Source organism: Miniphocaeibacter sp., assembly GCF_049276255.1.
GTDB lineage: Bacteria > Bacillota > Clostridia > Tissierellales > Peptoniphilaceae > Miniphocaeibacter.
The window spans coordinates 56,965-75,190 of the sequence record NZ_JBASWB010000064.1; the positions used below are offsets into that span (position 1 = coordinate 56,965).

Annotated in this window: 18 protein-coding genes; 2 read left to right on the forward strand and 16 right to left on the reverse strand. The window is 30.7% G+C overall.

What is annotated here, in order from left to right; genetic code table 11:
• Nucleotides 1-162: 162 nt before the first annotated feature.
• Complete coding sequence (locus tag WAO56_RS08865; protein ID WP_422143885.1) at nucleotides 163-1,011, forward strand: YitT family protein; 849 nt, start codon at nucleotides 163-165, stop codon at nucleotides 1,009-1,011.
• Between the two features lie 30 nt (nucleotides 1,012-1,041).
• On the opposite strand, the gene WAO56_RS08870 is transcribed toward WAO56_RS08865, so the two are convergent.
• From WAO56_RS08870 to WAO56_RS08900, 7 genes are all read right to left on the reverse strand, one after another.
• Nucleotides 1,042-1,860, reverse strand: a complete 819-nt coding sequence (locus WAO56_RS08870; protein WP_422143884.1) for a class I SAM-dependent methyltransferase — start codon at nucleotides 1,858-1,860, stop codon at nucleotides 1,042-1,044.
• A gap of 151 nt (nucleotides 1,861-2,011) precedes the next feature.
• A complete protein-coding gene (locus WAO56_RS08875) occupies nucleotides 2,012-2,725 on the reverse strand; it encodes a phosphatase (RefSeq protein WP_422143883.1) in 714 nt (237 codons plus the stop codon).
• A gap of 187 nt (nucleotides 2,726-2,912) precedes the next feature.
• Nucleotides 2,913-3,626, reverse strand: a complete 714-nt coding sequence (locus WAO56_RS08880; protein ID WP_422143882.1) for an ABC transporter ATP-binding protein — start codon at nucleotides 3,624-3,626, stop codon at nucleotides 2,913-2,915.
• Entirely contained in the window at nucleotides 3,626-4,414 is a 789-nt protein-coding gene (locus WAO56_RS08885; RefSeq protein ID WP_422143881.1) for an ABC transporter ATP-binding protein, read from the reverse strand. Before WAO56_RS08885 ends, WAO56_RS08880 begins: the two co-directional genes overlap by 1 nt.
• The gene (locus WAO56_RS08890) at nucleotides 4,407-5,399 is read right to left on the reverse strand and encodes a branched-chain amino acid ABC transporter permease (RefSeq protein ID WP_422143880.1); all 993 of its coding nucleotides are present in this window, start codon (nucleotides 5,397-5,399) and stop codon (nucleotides 4,407-4,409) included. Before WAO56_RS08890 ends, WAO56_RS08885 begins: the two co-directional genes overlap by 8 nt.
• Before the next feature lies 1 nt (nucleotide 5,400).
• Nucleotides 5,401-6,288, reverse strand: coding sequence for a branched-chain amino acid ABC transporter permease (locus WAO56_RS08895; RefSeq protein ID WP_422143879.1), 888 nt, complete (start codon nucleotides 6,286-6,288; stop codon nucleotides 5,401-5,403).
• A 62-nt stretch (nucleotides 6,289-6,350) separates the two neighbouring features.
• Nucleotides 6,351-7,544, reverse strand: coding sequence for an ABC transporter substrate-binding protein (locus WAO56_RS08900; protein ID WP_422143878.1), 1,194 nt, complete (start codon nucleotides 7,542-7,544; stop codon nucleotides 6,351-6,353).
• Between the two features lie 321 nt (nucleotides 7,545-7,865).
• Here WAO56_RS08900 and WAO56_RS08905 point away from each other — a divergent pair, with 321 nt between their 5' ends.
• The gene (locus tag WAO56_RS08905; protein WP_422143877.1) at nucleotides 7,866-9,827 is read left to right on the forward strand and encodes a fructose-1,6-bisphosphatase; all 1,962 of its coding nucleotides are present in this window, start codon (nucleotides 7,866-7,868) and stop codon (nucleotides 9,825-9,827) included.
• A gap of 96 nt (nucleotides 9,828-9,923) precedes the next feature.
• Here the strand turns inward: WAO56_RS08905 and WAO56_RS08910 are convergent, their stop codons facing one another.
• From WAO56_RS08910 to WAO56_RS08950, 9 genes are all read right to left on the reverse strand, one after another.
• Nucleotides 9,924-11,090, reverse strand: a complete 1,167-nt coding sequence (locus WAO56_RS08910) for a glycerate kinase (RefSeq protein ID WP_422143876.1) — start codon at nucleotides 11,088-11,090, stop codon at nucleotides 9,924-9,926.
• 40 nt (nucleotides 11,091-11,130) lie between these two features.
• Nucleotides 11,131-11,883 (reverse strand): alpha/beta hydrolase family protein, encoded by a 753-nt coding sequence (locus WAO56_RS08915; protein ID WP_422143875.1) that lies wholly within the window; start codon nucleotides 11,881-11,883, stop codon nucleotides 11,131-11,133.
• Nucleotides 11,883-12,368, reverse strand: a complete 486-nt coding sequence (locus tag WAO56_RS08920; protein ID WP_422143874.1) for a GNAT family N-acetyltransferase — start codon at nucleotides 12,366-12,368, stop codon at nucleotides 11,883-11,885. Before WAO56_RS08920 ends, WAO56_RS08915 begins: the two co-directional genes overlap by 1 nt.
• Nucleotides 12,369-12,540: 172 nt before the next feature.
• Nucleotides 12,541-14,391 (reverse strand): asparagine synthase (glutamine-hydrolyzing), encoded by a 1,851-nt coding sequence (asnB, locus tag WAO56_RS08925; protein WP_422143873.1) that lies wholly within the window; start codon nucleotides 14,389-14,391, stop codon nucleotides 12,541-12,543.
• 152 nt (nucleotides 14,392-14,543) lie between these two features.
• A complete protein-coding gene (locus WAO56_RS08930) occupies nucleotides 14,544-15,191 on the reverse strand; it encodes an ABC transporter permease (RefSeq protein WP_422143872.1) in 648 nt (215 codons plus the stop codon).
• The gene (locus WAO56_RS08935) at nucleotides 15,191-16,138 is read right to left on the reverse strand and encodes an osmoprotectant ABC transporter substrate-binding protein (RefSeq protein ID WP_422143871.1); all 948 of its coding nucleotides are present in this window, start codon (nucleotides 16,136-16,138) and stop codon (nucleotides 15,191-15,193) included. The genes WAO56_RS08930 and WAO56_RS08935 overlap by 1 nt, the downstream gene beginning before the upstream one ends.
• Nucleotides 16,139-16,774, reverse strand: coding sequence for an ABC transporter permease (locus tag WAO56_RS08940; protein WP_422143870.1), 636 nt, complete (start codon nucleotides 16,772-16,774; stop codon nucleotides 16,139-16,141).
• Nucleotides 16,775-16,782: 8 nt separating this feature from the next.
• A complete protein-coding gene (locus WAO56_RS08945; RefSeq protein ID WP_422143869.1) occupies nucleotides 16,783-17,952 on the reverse strand; it encodes an ABC transporter ATP-binding protein in 1,170 nt (389 codons plus the stop codon).
• A 175-nt stretch (nucleotides 17,953-18,127) separates the two neighbouring features.
• On the reverse strand, nucleotides 18,128-18,226 hold a 99-nt coding region (locus tag WAO56_RS08950; RefSeq protein WP_422143964.1), incomplete at its 5' end, for a hypothetical protein.

An 18,226-nucleotide genomic window follows, 5' to 3' on the forward strand; every position in this document is an offset into this window, starting at 1 on the left:
TTATTGGATAACTTTTTTTAATTAAATTATTTTTTTCTATTATTGTCAATTTACTTATACACTTTTCGGTGTGTTAGTAAATTAAATTGTCTAATCTATTACAAACTTTTATAAATTATGGTATAATTTTCTTTGTAAAATTTATTATTGGGAAGTGAAGATATGAAATTTATAAATAAAAATAGTTTTATAAATTATTTTTACATGGTAATAGGAACATTCTTTATTACTATTGGACTAAATGTATTTCTAGTACCTAGTGAAATAGTCGCCGGTGGTATTAGTGGAATAAGTGTAATTCTCTATCATACAATAGGAATTTCTCCGGATATTTCCATACTTATTTCAAATATACCGCTATTGGTCTTAAGCCTATATTTTTTAGGAAAGAAATATACCTTAAATACTATATTTTGTGCCTTTTTACTTCCTGTTTTTATTAGAATTTTTAATTTTATTCCCCATTACACAGGTGATATATTTATTTCAACTATTTTTGGAGGTATTTTTACAGGAACTGGTGCTGGTTTAATATTTAAAGCTGGAAGTTCAAGTGGTGGAACTGCTATTTTACAGCAAATTATTCACGATAAGTTTAAAATCCCCCTAGGTACTTCTATAATTTTAATAGATGGTTTAATATTACTTGGAGCTTTTTACTTTTTTGATGTAACTACTGGACTCTATTCAACTATATCTCTCTTTATAATAGGAAAAACTGTAGACATTGTACAATCTGGAGGAACTCCAGCCAAAACAACTTTAGTTATTTCCAGTAAAACTGAAGAACTTACTTCTGAATTAATGAGAAATCTACAAATAGGAGTAACTTTATTAAAGGGACAGGGAGCTTATTCTAAGGAAGATAAGGATGTACTCTTATGTACCTTTCCAGAAAAGAAAATTGTAGAGGTTAAAAGTAAAATATTTCAAGTTGATCCTAATGCTTTTTGTATAGTTGTTGATGCTAAAGAAGTTATTGGAAATAGATGGGAAAGTTTTATTCCCTAGAAAATAAACCTACTCTTTTTTAGAGTAGGTTTATTTTCTTATATCCCAAAATATAATTGCCATTTTAGTTTTTGCTTTTATACTTATTAGATTATCTTTCGATAGTTCACCTAATGTTTTCCTTAAATCCAATTTATTTTCTTCAAATAATTTTTCATATTTTCTAGAATATCTTTCATAGGCTTTTTCCCTAGTAATATTTTTTTCCCTTTCTTCTTCTACATATGAAATTTCAGGACTATATCCTTTTAACCATAGTATATTGAAAATTGCCTGTACCGATTCTCTGTCATTGTGAGGGTCATAACGATTTACTTTTGGTATTTTAGCTTTTAGATATTCTTCTACACTGTCCTTACTTTCTATAAATTGATTAACTACACAGTATTTTTTTGAAGCCTTTATTAGATTATTAAGACCTTCAGGAGTTCTTACAGGAGGACACATTGAAGCATATGCTAAATCAAACTTTTTATTCCAAGTCATCTTTTCTAAATCAACTTCATCCCATTTGGTTTTTACAAATTCAAGATTAGTTAAATTTTCCCTTTTTGCATTTTCTTCTGCAAATTTTAGCATATTATTTGAAATATCCGTTAATGTAACAGTATTAGCTAGTTTTGCTAAGGGTATAGCATACCTTCCACTACCACCGCAAATATCTATAATATCTGCATTTTTTAAAATATTCTTTTTCTCTAAATAAGCTAAAACCTGTTCTGTAATGGAATCATCATCTTTTAATTGGGATATATTATATTGTTCTGCTCTATTGTCCCACATTGTTTCCGAATCTTTGTTATAATCATAATTTTTTCTTAATATTTCTTCATATTCTTTTATATTCAAGTCTATCACCTTTGTTTTTATAGTAATTATTTAATACCCATTATCATTAATTTTATCTTATAAAAAAAGAAGGGAACCCCCTTCTTCTATTTCCATACTTATTATCTACAACATAGATTAAATTTATTTTTACTTGTCTATATTAAAAATTCTAATTTAATCCAATAAATCTTTTAATTTTTCCAATATCATTATTTAATATTAAATCATCATCTACTTTCAATTTTCCCAATAATTCATAGGCTAAATCAAATTCACCTACCCAACTTGGATCATGGGCGTCGGAACTAACTACTATTGGGACTCTATACTGGTGACACAGCCTTATCATTGTCTTATAGTTTTCATAACAATTTAACCTTTGGTCTTTCTTTATTAATGAACTGTTATTTACTTCTAAGGCTACTTTATACTCCTTTGCTGCTTGAACCAGTCTTTCATAATTTAAAGGAGTCCTATCGTCATCTGGATGGGAAACAAATTGAACCTTATTATTTTTCATACAGCTAATAAGATTATCTGTATTTTTTTCCTTTCCTTCATTGCTATAACATAATTTATGAATTCCTACAATTGCATAGTCTAAAAGATTTATATACTCTTCCTCTAGTGATAAATTCCCATTATTTAAAACATTTATTTCACAACCATGAATTACTTCTACTCCATTAATAATTCTAGGTATAACTTCTAAATTTGAATAATAAAATGAGTCAACTGTACCTGGAATTCCCGGTCCATGTTCACTAATTCCTATAAGCTCTAGCCCCTTTTCTTTTGCAGAAGCTGCCATTTCCCTTATTGTTCCATAAGCGTGACCACTGGCCAATGTATGCATATGAATATCTGCTACTAATTTTCTCATAAAATAACAATCTCCTTTTTAAATATATACAGTTCCTATTTTAATTATATCATGGTCTTTCTTAACTTTATTTTATACTTTAGTTATTAACTAACCGACCATTTTAATGATTTTTTTAAACTTTTAAAATGTAGTTTGTCTTTAAACAATTGGTCTACATAAAAAAAGAAGGGTATTTCCCTTCTTCTTACGCTCCTAAATAAGCTTGTTTTACTCTAGGATTTTCAGCTAATTTTTTAGCATCTCCACCTAAAGATATCCTTCCAGTTTCTAGTACATAAGCTCTGTCCGATATGGCCAAGGCCATTTTCGCATTTTGTTCTACTAAAAGAATTGTAGTTCCTTGCTCATTTAATTTTTTTATTGTATTAAAAATCTCTTTTACAAATAATGGTGATAGTCCCATTGAAGGCTCATCTAATATTAAGAGTTTAGGTCTTGACATTAAAGCCCTTCCCATAGCTAGCATCTGTTGTTCTCCTCCAGATAAGGTGCCAGCTATTTGTTTTTTACGCTCTCTCATTCTAGGAAAAACATCATAAAAATTTTTTCTATCCCTTTTTAAATTCTCATGGGAATCCTTTATTGTATAGGCACCAAGTCTTACATTGTCACTAACTGTAAGATTAGCAAATACCCTTCTACCTTCAGGAACCTGTGCAATTCCTAAACGAACTATATTGTGAGCTCTTTCCTTAGTTATATCTTTTCCATTAAATGTTATTGAGCCTGCTTTTGATCTAAGTAAACCGGAAATAGTTTGTAGCGTTGTGGTTTTTCCAGCACCATTTGCTCCAATTAGTGAAACTATTTCCCCTTCATTTACTATTAAATCTATTCCTTTAAGAGCATGAATATTGCCATAATAAACATTTAAGTTTGAAACTTCTAATAAAGCCATTATTCATCCTCCTTTTCTTCATCATCAGAGCCTAAATAAGCTGTTATTACTTCTTTACGATTTACTACTTCTATAGGATCTCCTTCTGCTATTATATGACCTCTGTCTAAAACTATTAATCTTTCACAAATACCTAAAACCAGCTTCATATCATGTTCTATTAAAACTATTGCTATGTTAAACTTTTCTTTTATTAGTTTTATTGTATCCATTAATTCTTCTGTTTCTTTCGGGTTCATACCGGCAGCCGGCTCATCTAAAAAGAGAACTTTTGCCCCTGTTGATAAGGCTCTGGCTATTTCAAGTTTTCTTTGTCTACCATAAGGCATATTGCCAGCAGTATAATTAGCATATTTAGCAAGATCAAAAATCTCAAGTAATTCTAGAGCTTCTTTTTTTGCTTCTCTTTCTTCTTTCCAATATCGTGGTAATCTTAAGGCTCCTGTTAAATAGCCATATTTCATATTGAAATTATTAGCTACTATTACATTGTCCAATACAGACATATTAGAAAATAGCCTTATATTTTGGAAGGTTCTAGCCATTCCATATTGTACTAATTTATGAGGCTTTTCCCCATTGATTTTTCTTCCATTGAACATATACTCACCTGATGTAGGTTTGTAAACTCCTGTTAGTATATTAAATACCGTTGTTTTACCTGCACCATTTGGGCCTATTAAACCCAATAGTTCATCGGATTTTAAATCTAGGTTAAAATCTGTTACAGCCTTAAGTCCACCGAAGGTTATTGAAATATCCTTTGTTGTTAATATGGATTTACTCATTCAACTGACCTCCTGCTTTATCTGAACCTTTTATTTTTATTTTTATAAAATCAATAATTTTTGTTATTTGGAATTCTTTTCTTCCAAGTAAGCCTGTTGGTCTGAATATCATCATTATAATTAATACTAGAGCATAGATAATCATTCTATAGTCTGCAAATGTTCTTAACATTTCCGGAAGTATAGTTAACACTATTGCAGATATTGTAGCTCCAGTAAATGAACCCATTCCACCAAGTACTACCATAACAAGTATATTAATTGAGTTATTGTAGTCAAAATATCTTGCAGTAATATTTCCCATATTTTGAGCATACATCCCACCAGCTATTCCTGCAAACATTGCAGATAAGGCAAAGGCAAATACCTTATAGTAGGTAGTATTAACACCTACTGCATCACTTGCTATTTCGTCTTCTCTAATAGCAAGGACAGCCCTACCGTGACGGGATGTCATAATCGAATACATAAACATTACTGAAAGCACTGTTATTACAAATATAGTAGTAAAATCCCTATATCTTGGAATTCCTGTTAAGCCTTGTGCTCCACCTGTAAAATCAAAATATTCTATTAATGTTCTTATTATTTCTCCAAAAGCCAATGTAATTATTGCTAAATAGTCACCTTTAAGTCTTAGGCCAGGAATACCTATTATTATTCCAACTCCTAGGGCAATTACTCCACCTACTAGTAAGGACACTAGGTAGCCTGGAAGTCCTGTTAATACACCTGATTTTACAAACAGGGATGCTGCATAAGCTCCAATAGACATAAAGCCTGCATGACCTAATGTTATTTGTCCTAAACAGCCAACGGTAATATTTAAACTTACAGCCAGTATTATATTTATACAGATAAAATTCATTATACCTAATTCATAATTTCCCAAAACGCCATTTACATTAAGTAAAAATATTACAAAGTATAATATGGCAACTAGGGCAACAATTGCTACATATGAAATTTTTCTAGTACTTGTCATATTACACCTTCTCCTTAATATTTTCACCTAATATACCTGTAGGTTTAACCAATAATACAACTATTAAAATACCAAATACAAAGGCATCGGCTAATTGAGATGAAATATAGGCCTTAGTTAAAGCTTCAACTAAACCTAAAATTAAGCCACCTAAAACTGCACCTGGTATATTTCCTATACCTCCTATAACCGCTGCTACGAAGGCTTTAATCCCCATCATAGAGCCCATATTAGGCAAAAGTTGTGGATAGGCTGAAAGATATAAAATACTACCTACTGCAGCTAAACCACTACCTATTGCAAAGGTCATTGAAATAGTATGGTTTACATTAATACCTACTAGCTTTGAAGCTCCATAGTCCTCACTTGTAGCTCTCATAGCCTTACCAAATTTTGTTTTTCTTAAAAACAATTGTAATAATATAGTTAAAATACCGGTAACTAATATAGTTACAATAATACTAAAATTAATTTTTATTCCAAATATATTCAATGGTTTTACATTGAACACTTTTGGAAATGATTGTGGATTTGCTCCAATAAATGTCATTACTACATTTTGTAAAAGTAAACTTACTCCTATAGCAGTAATTAAATTTGAAATTCTAGGCGAATTTCTTAAAGGAGTATAGGCTACTTTTTCTATTACCATACCTAAAACAGCACAAAATATTACTGATGGTACAACTGCCAACCAAATTGGTAACCCTGCACTACTTAACATCGGCACCGACGCTAAAGCAACATATGCACCTACCATAAGAATATCACCATGGGCAAAGTTTATTAACTTGGCAATACCATAAACCATAGTATATCCTAAAGCAACTAAGGCAAAAATACTTCCTAATTGTAATCCATTGATTATTTGAAGTATTAATTCTTTCATATAATCTCCCCTTATTATTTAAATAAGCCATCTCTTTTGAGATGGCTTTTAAAAAACCTTGTTTATTTTGGAGCCACTACTGAATCTAAAGTATATTCTCCATTAACTATTTTAATCATTGAAACTGATTTTACAGGGTTGTTATTTTCGTCAAATTTCAAGTTTCCTGTAACTCCTTCAAAATCAATTTCTTTCATTGCATCTACTATAGCTTGTTTGTCTGTACTTCCAGCTTTTTCTATTGCTTCTTTGTAAAGATAAGCTGCGTCATAACCTAAAGCTGCAAATGATGATGGATTTTCATTATATTCATCCTTATATGCTTTAATGAAGTTTTGAACTTTTTCACTTTCATCTTGTAATGAATAATGGTTTGTAAATACTGCATTTTCTACATCTGCATAAGATGATTCGTCTAATTGTTCAACTACTCCATCCCAGCCGTCTCCACCTATTAATGTAGCTTCAATTCCTACTTCTTTAGCTTGTTGTGAAATTAATGCAATTTCTTTATAGTAATCTGGTATTACTACTACTTCTGGAGATTGTGCAGCAATTTTTGTTAATTGTGCTCTAAAGTCTGTGTCGCCTTTTCCGTAAGATTCTTCTGCAACTATATCTACACCTAATTCTTTAGCTTTTTCTGCAAATGCTTTTGCTATACCGTCAGAGTAATCTGATGAGTTATTTGTTAAGATTGCTGCTTTTGTTGCTTTTAAATTCTCAGCTGTATATTGAGCTAAGATTTCACCTTGGAATGGGTCTGTATAACAAACTCTAAATACATTTGGTCTATCTTTAGTAAGTCCAAATTGTGTTCCTGTTGGTGTTAATAAAGGCATGTTTTCATCAACAGCTGGTTGTGCAACAGCTTCTGTAGGTGCTGAAGTAATAGCTCCTATTATTGCTACTGCATCTTGTGATACTAATTTATTAAATGCATTTACTGCTTCTGTATTGTCACCTTTATCATCAAGGATTTCAAACTTAACTTGTTTTCCTAAGATTCCACCAGCTTCATTTATTTCTTTAAATGCTAATTTAGCACCATTTGTAGCTGTTATACCATAAATAGCATTTTCACCTGTCATTGGTGATATTCCACCTATTAACATTTCTTCTGAATTTGATGCTCCATCTTTTCCTGCACCAGTTGACTTTTCCGAGTCATTTTTACCTACACAACCTGTTACTAAAAAGGATAAAACAAGAACTGTAGATAATATTTTTAAAATATTCTTTTTCAAATTTGTCACTCCTGTCTCTTTCATAATAATGTTTAATATTATAACAAATAAAACAGAACTTTACTAGACTGAAAGTTATATTTTTTTAAAAAAAATGATATATTTTAGTGTAAATTATAATATTTTTTTAATAGCGTTGGAATTTCAACAATAAGGTTTTTAAACATTTACTCGTATGTGAATATTTATACACCTTTTCTTGGTATTTCTTTATTATTTTGAATTAATATTTACATTTTATTTATTTTCTATATTATCTTTCATTTTCTTCTATTAAAATTCTTAATATTTACTATTTTATAGTATTATATATATAAGGAGGCATAGTTAATGGATGATTTAAAATACCTAAAATTGTTGTCGAAAGAATTTAATACAATAGAAAAAACTATTAGTGAAATTGTTAAGCTAAAAGCTATTTCCGTTTTACCAAAGGGAACTGAATATTTTTTAAGTGATTTACATGGCGAATATACTTCATTTACAAGAATATTAAGGTCCGCTTCCGGAAATACAAGACAAAAAATTTCCCAGGAATTTAAATATGAAATGACAGAAGATCAAATGAATGAACTTTCAAATCTTATTTATGAACCATCTAATTTCCTAACATTAGTCACTAAGTCCGGTGATTTTACAGATAGTTGGGTTAGGAAAACCATTTTTAACCTTATTAAATTATTAAAAGTAGTTACGTCTAAATATTCCCGAAGAAAAGTAAGAAACAAAATACCTGAAGCTTACAGGGATTTAATTGATGAAATGCTTCATATTGACTATATTGAAATTAATAAACAGGATTATTTTGATACTTTAATTGACACAATAATCGAAATTAATGCATCTAAGGAAATAATAACAACACTATGTCATTTAATTCAAAATGTTTCAGTTGATTGTTTACATATTGTTGGTGATATTTTCGATAGAGGTCCTCGTCCAGATATTATTATGGATGTGTTAATGGATCATCATGATATTGACATACAATGGGGTAACCATGACATAATTTGGATGGGTGCCGCCCTTGGAAACAGAGCCTTAGTTGCTAATGTTGTAAGAATAGCTTTAGGCTACAATAATTTTGATTCCCTAGAAGATGGTTATGGAATAAATTTAAGACCATTATATTCTTTTGCAATAGATGTTTATAAAGATGACCCTTGCGAAAGATTTATGCCTAGAATTGTTGACGAAAATAAATACTATAGCGTTAATAAATACGCTACTGCAAAAATGCACAAGGCTATTTCAATTATACAGTTTAAATTAGCCAGTCAAATATTAAAAAGAAATCCTCAGTATAATATGGACCATAGGATTACCTTGGAAAATATAGACTTTGAAAAAAATGTTTATATTGCAGAAGATGGAAAAGAATACCCTTTACTGGACACTAATTTCCCTACAGTAGATAAAAAAGATCCTATTAAATTAACCGATAGGGAGCATGAGGTTATTGAAAGTTTAAATACCTCCTTTAGACATAGTGAAAAAATGCAAACGCATTTAAAATTCTTATTTGATAAGGGAAGTGTTTACAAGGTTACTAATTCAAATCTACTTTTCCATGGATGTATACCAATGAACGAAGATGGCAGTTTTAAAACCCTTGTTTATGACGGTGTTGAATATTCGGGAAAATCCCTAATGGATTTCTTTGACGAAAAAGCAAGAGAAACTGCTTATTTACCAAGATCTATAAATTCAAAAGAAAGAGAAAAAGTGTTGGATTTATTCTGGTATATGTGGTGTGGACCAATATCACCATTATTTGGTAAACATAAGATGTCTACTTTTGAAAACTTCTTCATAGGTAGAGATTTACCAATTAGTAAGGAAGTTTCTGATCCATACTTTAAGCTTAGTAAGAAGGAAGAATTTGTCGATAAAATTTTCCAGGAATTTAATTTAAACCCTAAGACCTCCCATGTAATAAACGGTCATATTCCTGTAAAGTTAAAAGATGGTCAACAACCTATTTCTGCAAATGGAAAAATGTATGTTATTGATGGTGGAATTTCAAAAGCATACCAGCCAAAAACCGGAATTGCCGGTTATACCTTAATGTTTAACTCCCATTACCTAGCCCTAGCTGAACATAGTAATTATGAAGTAATGGAATCCGTTCATGGTGCCTATACTCCAAAACTCCATATAACTGAACGCTTCCCTGAAAGGTTACTAGTAAAAGATACTGATGAAGGCAAGGAAATAGAAGAACGTATTAAGGAATTAACCAGTTTATTTGAAGCCTATAAACAAGGTATAATAAAGGAAAGAGCAAAATAGTTATACAAATATATAGATATTAACTAATCGGATAAGAATCTATTCAGAAATATAGAGAAAAATAAATTTTGGCTCTGTGATTTTCACAGAGCCTTTCTAAACCTTTTCAATAGATTTAAATTTATAGGCAGATTTTCCTATTTTATAAACCCTTATAATTTGCTTTATAGTATCTTTCAAATTCTTCTTAGTAAAATCCCTTTCCATTGCCTTTTCCAAACTTACCGGATAGGGAATTATACTAAAATAGGCGTCTATTCCTTCTTCGTTTATTTTTTCAACATCTTTTCCTAGAGAACCACTTATAGCTATAACAGGAACCTTATATTTATTTGCTATTTTAGAAACTCCACTAGGGGCCTTTCCCATCATAGTCTGATAGTCCAATTGCCCTTCTCCTGTAATAACTAAATTCGAATTTTTAATATCTTCTTCAAGTTCTAAAAACTCAGTAATAATATCTACTCCCCTTAAAAGCTTTCCATTTAAAAAGGTTTTAAAAGCATAGCCTAGTCCACCGGCAGCCCCTACTCCCTTGTCATTTTCATAGAATAATCCATATTTTTCTTTAATAATTCCCGAAAACTTTATAGCCCAAAGATCCAGTTTTTCTATATCTTCTTTTGTTGCTCCCTTTTGTGGACCATAAATACTTGCTGCACCATTAGGTCCAAAAAGTGGATTATCTACATCACAGGCAATTTCAAAAGAGGATTCTTTTATTCTTTTATCGACTTTAGAATCATCTATGGCAAAAATTCTACTTAAATCCTTGCCATAGATACCTACTTTTTTTCCATTTTCATCTAGAAAATCATATCCTAAACTCGTTAGCATGCCTAAACCAATGTCGTTAGTAGCTGAACCACCTATGCCAATTATAAATTCCCTATATCCTCTATTTAAGGCATCTTTTATTATTTCACCAAGTCCAAAAGTAGTAGTGTTCATAGGGTTTCTTTTTTCTTTTTCAACTAAGGTTAAGCCTGAAGAAGTTGCCATTTCAATTATAGCTTTTTCCCCTACTACACCATATTTTGCTAAAACTTTTTCTCCAATAGGACCTGTAACTTCCACATCTATAAATTTACCCTTAAGTCCAGTTACTAAGGCTGAAACTGTTCCCTCTCCTCCATCGGCTAAAGGCTTTACAACAATTTCTGCATCTTCTATTTCTTCCAAAATTCCCTGTTTTATTATTTCTCCTGCTTCTATTGATTCTAAAGAACCCTTAAAGGAGTCAACTGAAACTACAACTTTCATAATTCTACCTCTTGAAAATTCATACGTATACTATTTAATTCTATTTTATAAAATCATATATTCTATCCATCATATAACTACGTATATCATAATTCGTAAAGCTATGGTCTGTTCCTTCTATTTCTATATGTTCAGCATTTTCACCAAAAGCCTCTTTTGTTTTTTCACAAGTGGTTTTAGACACGGACATATCAACTTCACCTCTAAGGATTAAAACATCTCCCTTATACAAGGCTGCTTTTTCATATGGCTTATAGCCTTCCATGTCGTCCATAAAGGATTTTTTAATTTTTAGCCCATAGTATTTTACTTCTTCCTTGTCTTCACCGTATCCTTCATAGATTTTTTTTACACCTTCAAACATATCATTTGCAGGTGCTAATAATATAATCTTCTTAGGTTTATATTCATATGCTTTTAAGGTTGTTATAAATCCACCCATACTATGACCAATAATAAATATATTATCTACATCTACATTTTCACAATTTTTAACGTAATCCATTATAGAATCCATGTCGTTAATTTCCGAAGTTAATGTCATATTTTCAAACTCTCCGTCGGATTCTCCACTACCGGTAAAGTCAAACCTAAAGCTAGTGTAGCCCTTAGAAGTAAAGTATTTTGACATTCGAACATAGAAAAAAGCATTGCCCATTTTGTTTCCTGTATGACCGTGGACAATTATAATTGTTGGTAATTTTTCCGTCTCCTTATATTCATCTGGTAAATTTTGTACGCCTCTAATTGTTAAATTGTTTTTATTTTTTAATTCAATATATTTATATTGCATTAGTCCTCCTTTTCTGCTACTTTTTTTAATCTATCTCCAGCTAAACGGTAAATAGTCCATTCATCCATTGGAACTGCTCCAATTTTTTTATAAAACTCAATTGCTGATTTATTCCAGTCTAAACAAACCCATTCCATTCTTCCACAGTTTCTTTCTACTGCAATTTTTGCTAATTCTTTAAAAATAATCTTCCCATAACCATTGCTTCTATATTCTGGTTTTATATAGATATCCTCTAAATAAATTCCCGACCTGCCGACAAAGGTAGAAAAATTATAGAAGAATAGGCAAAAACCTATTGGTTTATTATCTTCCTCAGCTATTAAAACCTCTACTCTTTTTTTATTGAAGATATGATCTTCTAATAGTTCTTCTGTTGCAACAACTTCATCTAGCATTTTTTCATAAATAGCCAGTTCTTTTATAAGTTCAAATATTACTGGTGTATCTTCTCTTAAAGCTTTTCTTAATTTAAATTCTTTCATTATGCCTCCAAATTAACCTTATAGAGTATTATAAGGTATTTTCAATTTAAATAAAATAAAAGCAGTAATTTCTCTACAGGAAAAATCCTTTAATCTTTATAAATATTCACAAATTTATACTATGATATTTCACTCTTTCTAATAAAAAATAAGGCAGGATTATTATCCAACCTTATCTCTTTATAAAATATTCCTTGTACCATATTAAAAATACATATGGTGTCCATAAAAGCCTTTGATTTAATGCTTTTTTCTCATAGTGCTCATCTAATAATTTAACTAATTCATCGGTGTTAAAAAACTTCTTTGCTATGTCTGAAGTAAATTCTTCTTTAAAAATATTATAATATTTTTCTTCCCTTAACCAATATCTAATTGGAACAGGAAAGCCAACTTTTTTTCTATTTGCCCATTCATCAGGTAATGATTTTTCTGAAGCTTTTCTTAAGGCGTATTTAAATTTATCGCCATTAACTCTAAACTCCTCTGGAATAGTTGCTGCAACTTCCATTACTTTAGGGTCTAGGAAAGGTGTTCTTACCTCTATACTATGAGCTGAACTCATTTTATCGCCTTTTAAAAGAATATCCCCCGGCATCCAATATTCCATGTCCATTAATTGTTTTTTAGTTAATTCTGACTCATTTGGAATTGTTGAATAAAACTCCCTAGCTACTTCATAGGGATTTCTACCTTTTCTGTATTCTGGTTTTAGCAATTTATCTGCATGTTCAGGCTCGTATATTTTTGCCTCTCCAATAAATTCTTCATGAAGATAGCTTCCACCTCTATCAAATAATTTAGTAAGTCTTGTTCGCTTCATATTTTTTGTATTGTTTCTCAAAAATCTTCTTAAACCAAATGGTAGTTTCTTGTATGTTTTAAGGTTTTCTGTTTCCCCATAGGTAAAATATCCACCAAATAATTCATCTGCACCTTCGCCAGATAAGACTGCTGTTACATGCTCCCCTGCCATTTGAGAAAGGAAGTAAAGTGGTATTGCAGAAAGATTTGAATGTGGCTCATCCATTAAATACTGTATTCTAGGAAGATTTTCTATACAGTCCTCTGCTCCTATTAATTTAACATGATGTTCGGCTCCAATAATATCTGAAAGCTCTTTTGCTAAATGAGTTTCGTTATAATCACCTTCATAATCCTTAAAGCCAACGCTAAAGGTCTTTTCCGGCTTACTTAGGCAGGCAATATAGGATGAATCAATTCCTCCTGAAAGAAATGAACCCCATTTTACATCAGTTTGTTTATATAGGTCTACGGTTTCTTCCATTACTTTTCTAATATCTTCAACATATTCGTCTAATGTTTTATTAGTTGGCTTAAATTCAGGTTTCCAATATCTTTTAATATCCATTCTACCATTTTTGATTTTCATATAATGGCCTTGTTTTAATTTATAAACCCCTTTGAAGAATGTTTCTTCTAAGGCTGAATATTGGAATGTTAAATAAGGTTTTAAAGCATCTTTATTAAATTCCTTTATAAAGTTAGGATTTTTTAAAAAGGACTTGATTTCTGAACCAAATAATACACTTCCATCTTTTGTATTCATTGTATAGTATAAAGGTTTAATACCGAAAAAATCCCTTGCTAGAAATAATTCTTGATTTTCCATATCCCAAACTGCAAAGGCAAACATCCCTCTTAATTTATTTAATACTTTTTCTCCCCACTTATCATAACCTTTTAAAAGTACTTCTGAGTCTGTATTGGAAATAAATTCATAACCATCTTCTATTAATTCTGCTCTTATTTCCTTGTAATTATAAATTTCTCCATTAAAAACCATTACCTTTGTTTTATCTTCTGTATAAAAAGGTTGGTCCCCACAGGATGATAAATCAACCATACTTAAGCGTCTAAAGCCAAAAGCTGCTGAATCATCGAAAAAATACCCGTCACTATTAGGCCCTCTATGAATAATTTCATCAGCCATTTTCTTTACAATTTCTTTATAATTTTCATCTATTTTATTAGGGTTAAGTACACCTACAAATCCGCACATATTATCCTCCAAATATTGAATTCGTTTGTTATTATATCACAAAAATATATTTTTTAAGAGATTTTTTTATTACTATATTATAACAAATATAAAAGTAATAAATACAAAACAAAGTCCTAGACAAGTCTAGAACTTTGTATATTTAATAATTTTTAATTTTCCTTTAACGGATTAATTTTTTTCTCTAAATATCCTAAAATTAAATCTGCCAGTAAGGCCATTAATGCCGTTGGCAATGCACCGGCTATTATTATTGAAGAACCGTTACTAACATTTACTCCTCTTGAAATAATGTCTCCTAAACCACCGGCTCCAATAAAGGTTCCTATTGCTGTAACTCCAATGGCTACTACTAAGGCATTTCTAATACCTGCCATAATCATAGACAAGGACAATGGTAGCTCAACCATTTTTGTTAGTTGCCACCTAGTCATACCCATGCCCTTACCAACATCAATTAAACTCCTATCAACATTTACTACTCCTGAATAGGTGTTTTTTAATATTGGTAGCAGGGAATATAGAAATACAGTAGCAATTACCGTATTTGTACCTAAGCCAAGTCCTAACATCAGTATAGAAAGTAAGGCTAAAGAAGGAATAGTTTGAATTACATTTGCAATACCTATAACCCAATCAGCTAGTCTATAATGTCTTGCTATAAAAAAGCCTAAGGGTATAGCTATAATAGCGGCAAATAATACTCCATAAATGGATATTAAAAAATGCCTTATAAATTGCTCTGTTACATACATACCATTTAATTTATAGTATTCAATTAATCCTTTTAATATTTCCATTATCTTCCCTCCGATACTATCGGTTCCTTGTCCTTAAAATAGTCATTATCCTTTAAAAATTCCGTTGCTACATTTTTCGGTTCAACTAGATCTTCATCTGCTCTACGATTAAGTTTTTGCATATCTTCACTTGTTATTGTACCTTCTAGTTTTGAAACTATTTTATCTATTTTAGGATACTTTTCTATTAATTCATATTTTACAACTGGACTAGCATCATATGGTGGAAATAAATTCTTATCATCTTCCAGAACTACTAAATCGTTAGATTGAATTCTTCCATCAGTAGTATAACCTAATACTACATCCATTTCCCCTGCTTCTACAGCATTATATACTAAACCAATTTCCATTGGATATACCTTTGAAAAGTCAAACCCATATATTCTCTTAAAGTCCTCGTAGCCATCACCTTGTCTTTGCATCCAAGCCGTATCGACTCCTGCTTTTAATTCCGAAGCCATATTTTCTAATTCACTAACTTTAGTTATATTATTTTCTTCAGAAAATTGTCTTGTAACCATAAAGGCATAGGTGTTTTCAAAGCCAAATGATGGATACCATTTTTGGTTAAATCTATCTTTATATTCCTTAACTACAACTCTCATAGCTTCTTCTGTGTCAATAATTGGTTCCATTTCCAATTCTCCAGTTAAGGAAGTTCCTGTATACATTACACCTGAAACATTAGCATTATTACTCATTAAGGCTTGATGTATTAAATTAGTTGAACCTAGGTTATTAATTATTCCAACCTTAACATCATCATCGTAATGTTCAATCATTTGACGAACTATTTCAGAAACTATCTGTCTTTCTGTAGTATTTCCACTTGCAATTAAAATATTTTCTTCATTAATATTTGCACCAAGACCTGGAAGTGAACAAGATGTTAATAGTCCTAAAGCTATAATTAATAAAAGTATTTTTCTTAAATTCTTTCTCAATTATATCTCCTCCATTCCAGTTTTAGCAGTTACTAATTTTTCAACTTTTGACAATAAAAAATCGACTATTAAAGCTAAAGCAGTAACAGGAATTGTACCAAATATTATTAAATTGGGATTATAGTTATTTAATCCAGAAAATATCAAATCCCCTAAACCACCAGCACCTATATATGATGCTAGTGTAGCCCAGGCTACGACGTATACAGCTGAAAGTCTTACACCTGCCATTATTACAGGTGCTGCCAATGGAACTTCAACCTTTAAGATTGACTGGGTCTTTGTCATTCCCATTCCTTTAGCTGCATCTACTATATTTTCATCTACTCCTACTACTCCTAAATAGGTATTTCTTAAAATAGGTAGTAGGGAATATATAAATAGGGCTATAATTGCCGGAAATTTTCCAACTCCAAATATTGGTATCATTATAGCAAGTAAGGCCAAAGAAGGTATTGTTTGAAGTAAGGAAGCCAGTCCTATAATTATATTGGATATTTTTTTAGTTCTTGTTAAAATTATCCCTAAAGGTACTGCTACTATTATTCCTAGAACTAAGGCCATTGAAGATATATATAGATGTTCTAATGTTTTATTTAAAATATCCATATAGTTTAATTTTAAAAATTCTAACATTAAATCACCTATTCTATTTCTGATGTGCTATGCACAAGTTCTTCTTCTTGTAATTCTTCTTCATCTTCATCAAAAGAATCATCATATAAACTATCTACTATATTTGCTCTTGTAAAAATACCTATTAATTTATTATTACTATCAACAACAGGCAAGTTTTTATAATCACATTCCGATATTAGAAAGACCGCTTCCCTTACTAAGGTACCGGATTCAATAAAGTTAGCTTCCCTTAAAATATCCTGTACTTTCGTTTTCTTTCTATCTACCTTACCAATATCAAATATATCTATAAAACCTTCAAGAATATTATCATCATCTGTTACAAATAAGGTATCTACTCTTTTTTCTCTCATAAGTCTTATAGCCTGTCCTACTGTTCTGTCACCTTTAATATGAATTGGCTTTGTATACATTATTTCATCAACAGTCTGAGTTTTTGACTTAGCTTGATTTATTCTCTCTTCACCTAAAAACTCCTCTACAAATTCATTGGCAGGATTTAACAAAATATTTTCCGGTGTATCAAATTGTATTAATTTCCCCTTGTCTAATATAGCAATTTTATCTGCCATATTTAAGGCTTCATCAATATCGTGAGTTACAAATACAACTGTCTTTCCCATGTCCTTTTGAAGTCTCTTAATTAGCTTTTGTAAGGAATCCCTTGTAATTGGGTCCAGTGCTCCAAAAGGCTCATCCATAAGTATTATGTTCTGGTCAGCTGCTAAGGCTCTTATAACGCCAATTCTTTGCTGCTGTCCACCGGATAATTCCTTAGGATATCTATCTAAATAGTCTAAAGGTAAATCAACTTTTTTTATTAAATTTTCAGCAGATTCCCTTTGTTTCTTCTCATCCCATTTTAATAATTTAGGAACTAAGGTAATATTTTCATAAATAGTCATATGAGGCATTAAACCAATTTGTTGTATAACATAGCCTATCCTTCTTCTAAGTTTTACCTCATCAATATCCTTTATATTTTTACCATCTATTAATATTTCCCCTTTAGTAGGCTTTATCATCCTATTTATCATACGCATACAAGTAGTTTTTCCACTACCACTTGTACCAATAAAAACCACAAATTCTCCACTATCAAAAGATAAATTAATATCTTCTACTGCAATTTTCCCCCCATGATAAATTTTCGAAACATTTCTAAATTCTATCATCTAAACACTCCTTGTATTGTAAAAAACCTAGGTAACAACGGTACCATCTAATTATTATAACATACTTATGTTTTATATATAATTTTCCATATTTTGTTTTTCCATATTGTTTTTCCCTATTATAGAAATAAAAAAAGAGCAAGGTCACCCTTGCCCTTATCAGTAAAGTTTAGTATTATCCTAAAATCTTAGTTACTACTCCTGCTCCTACTGTTCTTCCACCTTCTCTTATAGCAAATCTTAATCCTTCTTCTATTGCTATTGGTGTTATTAA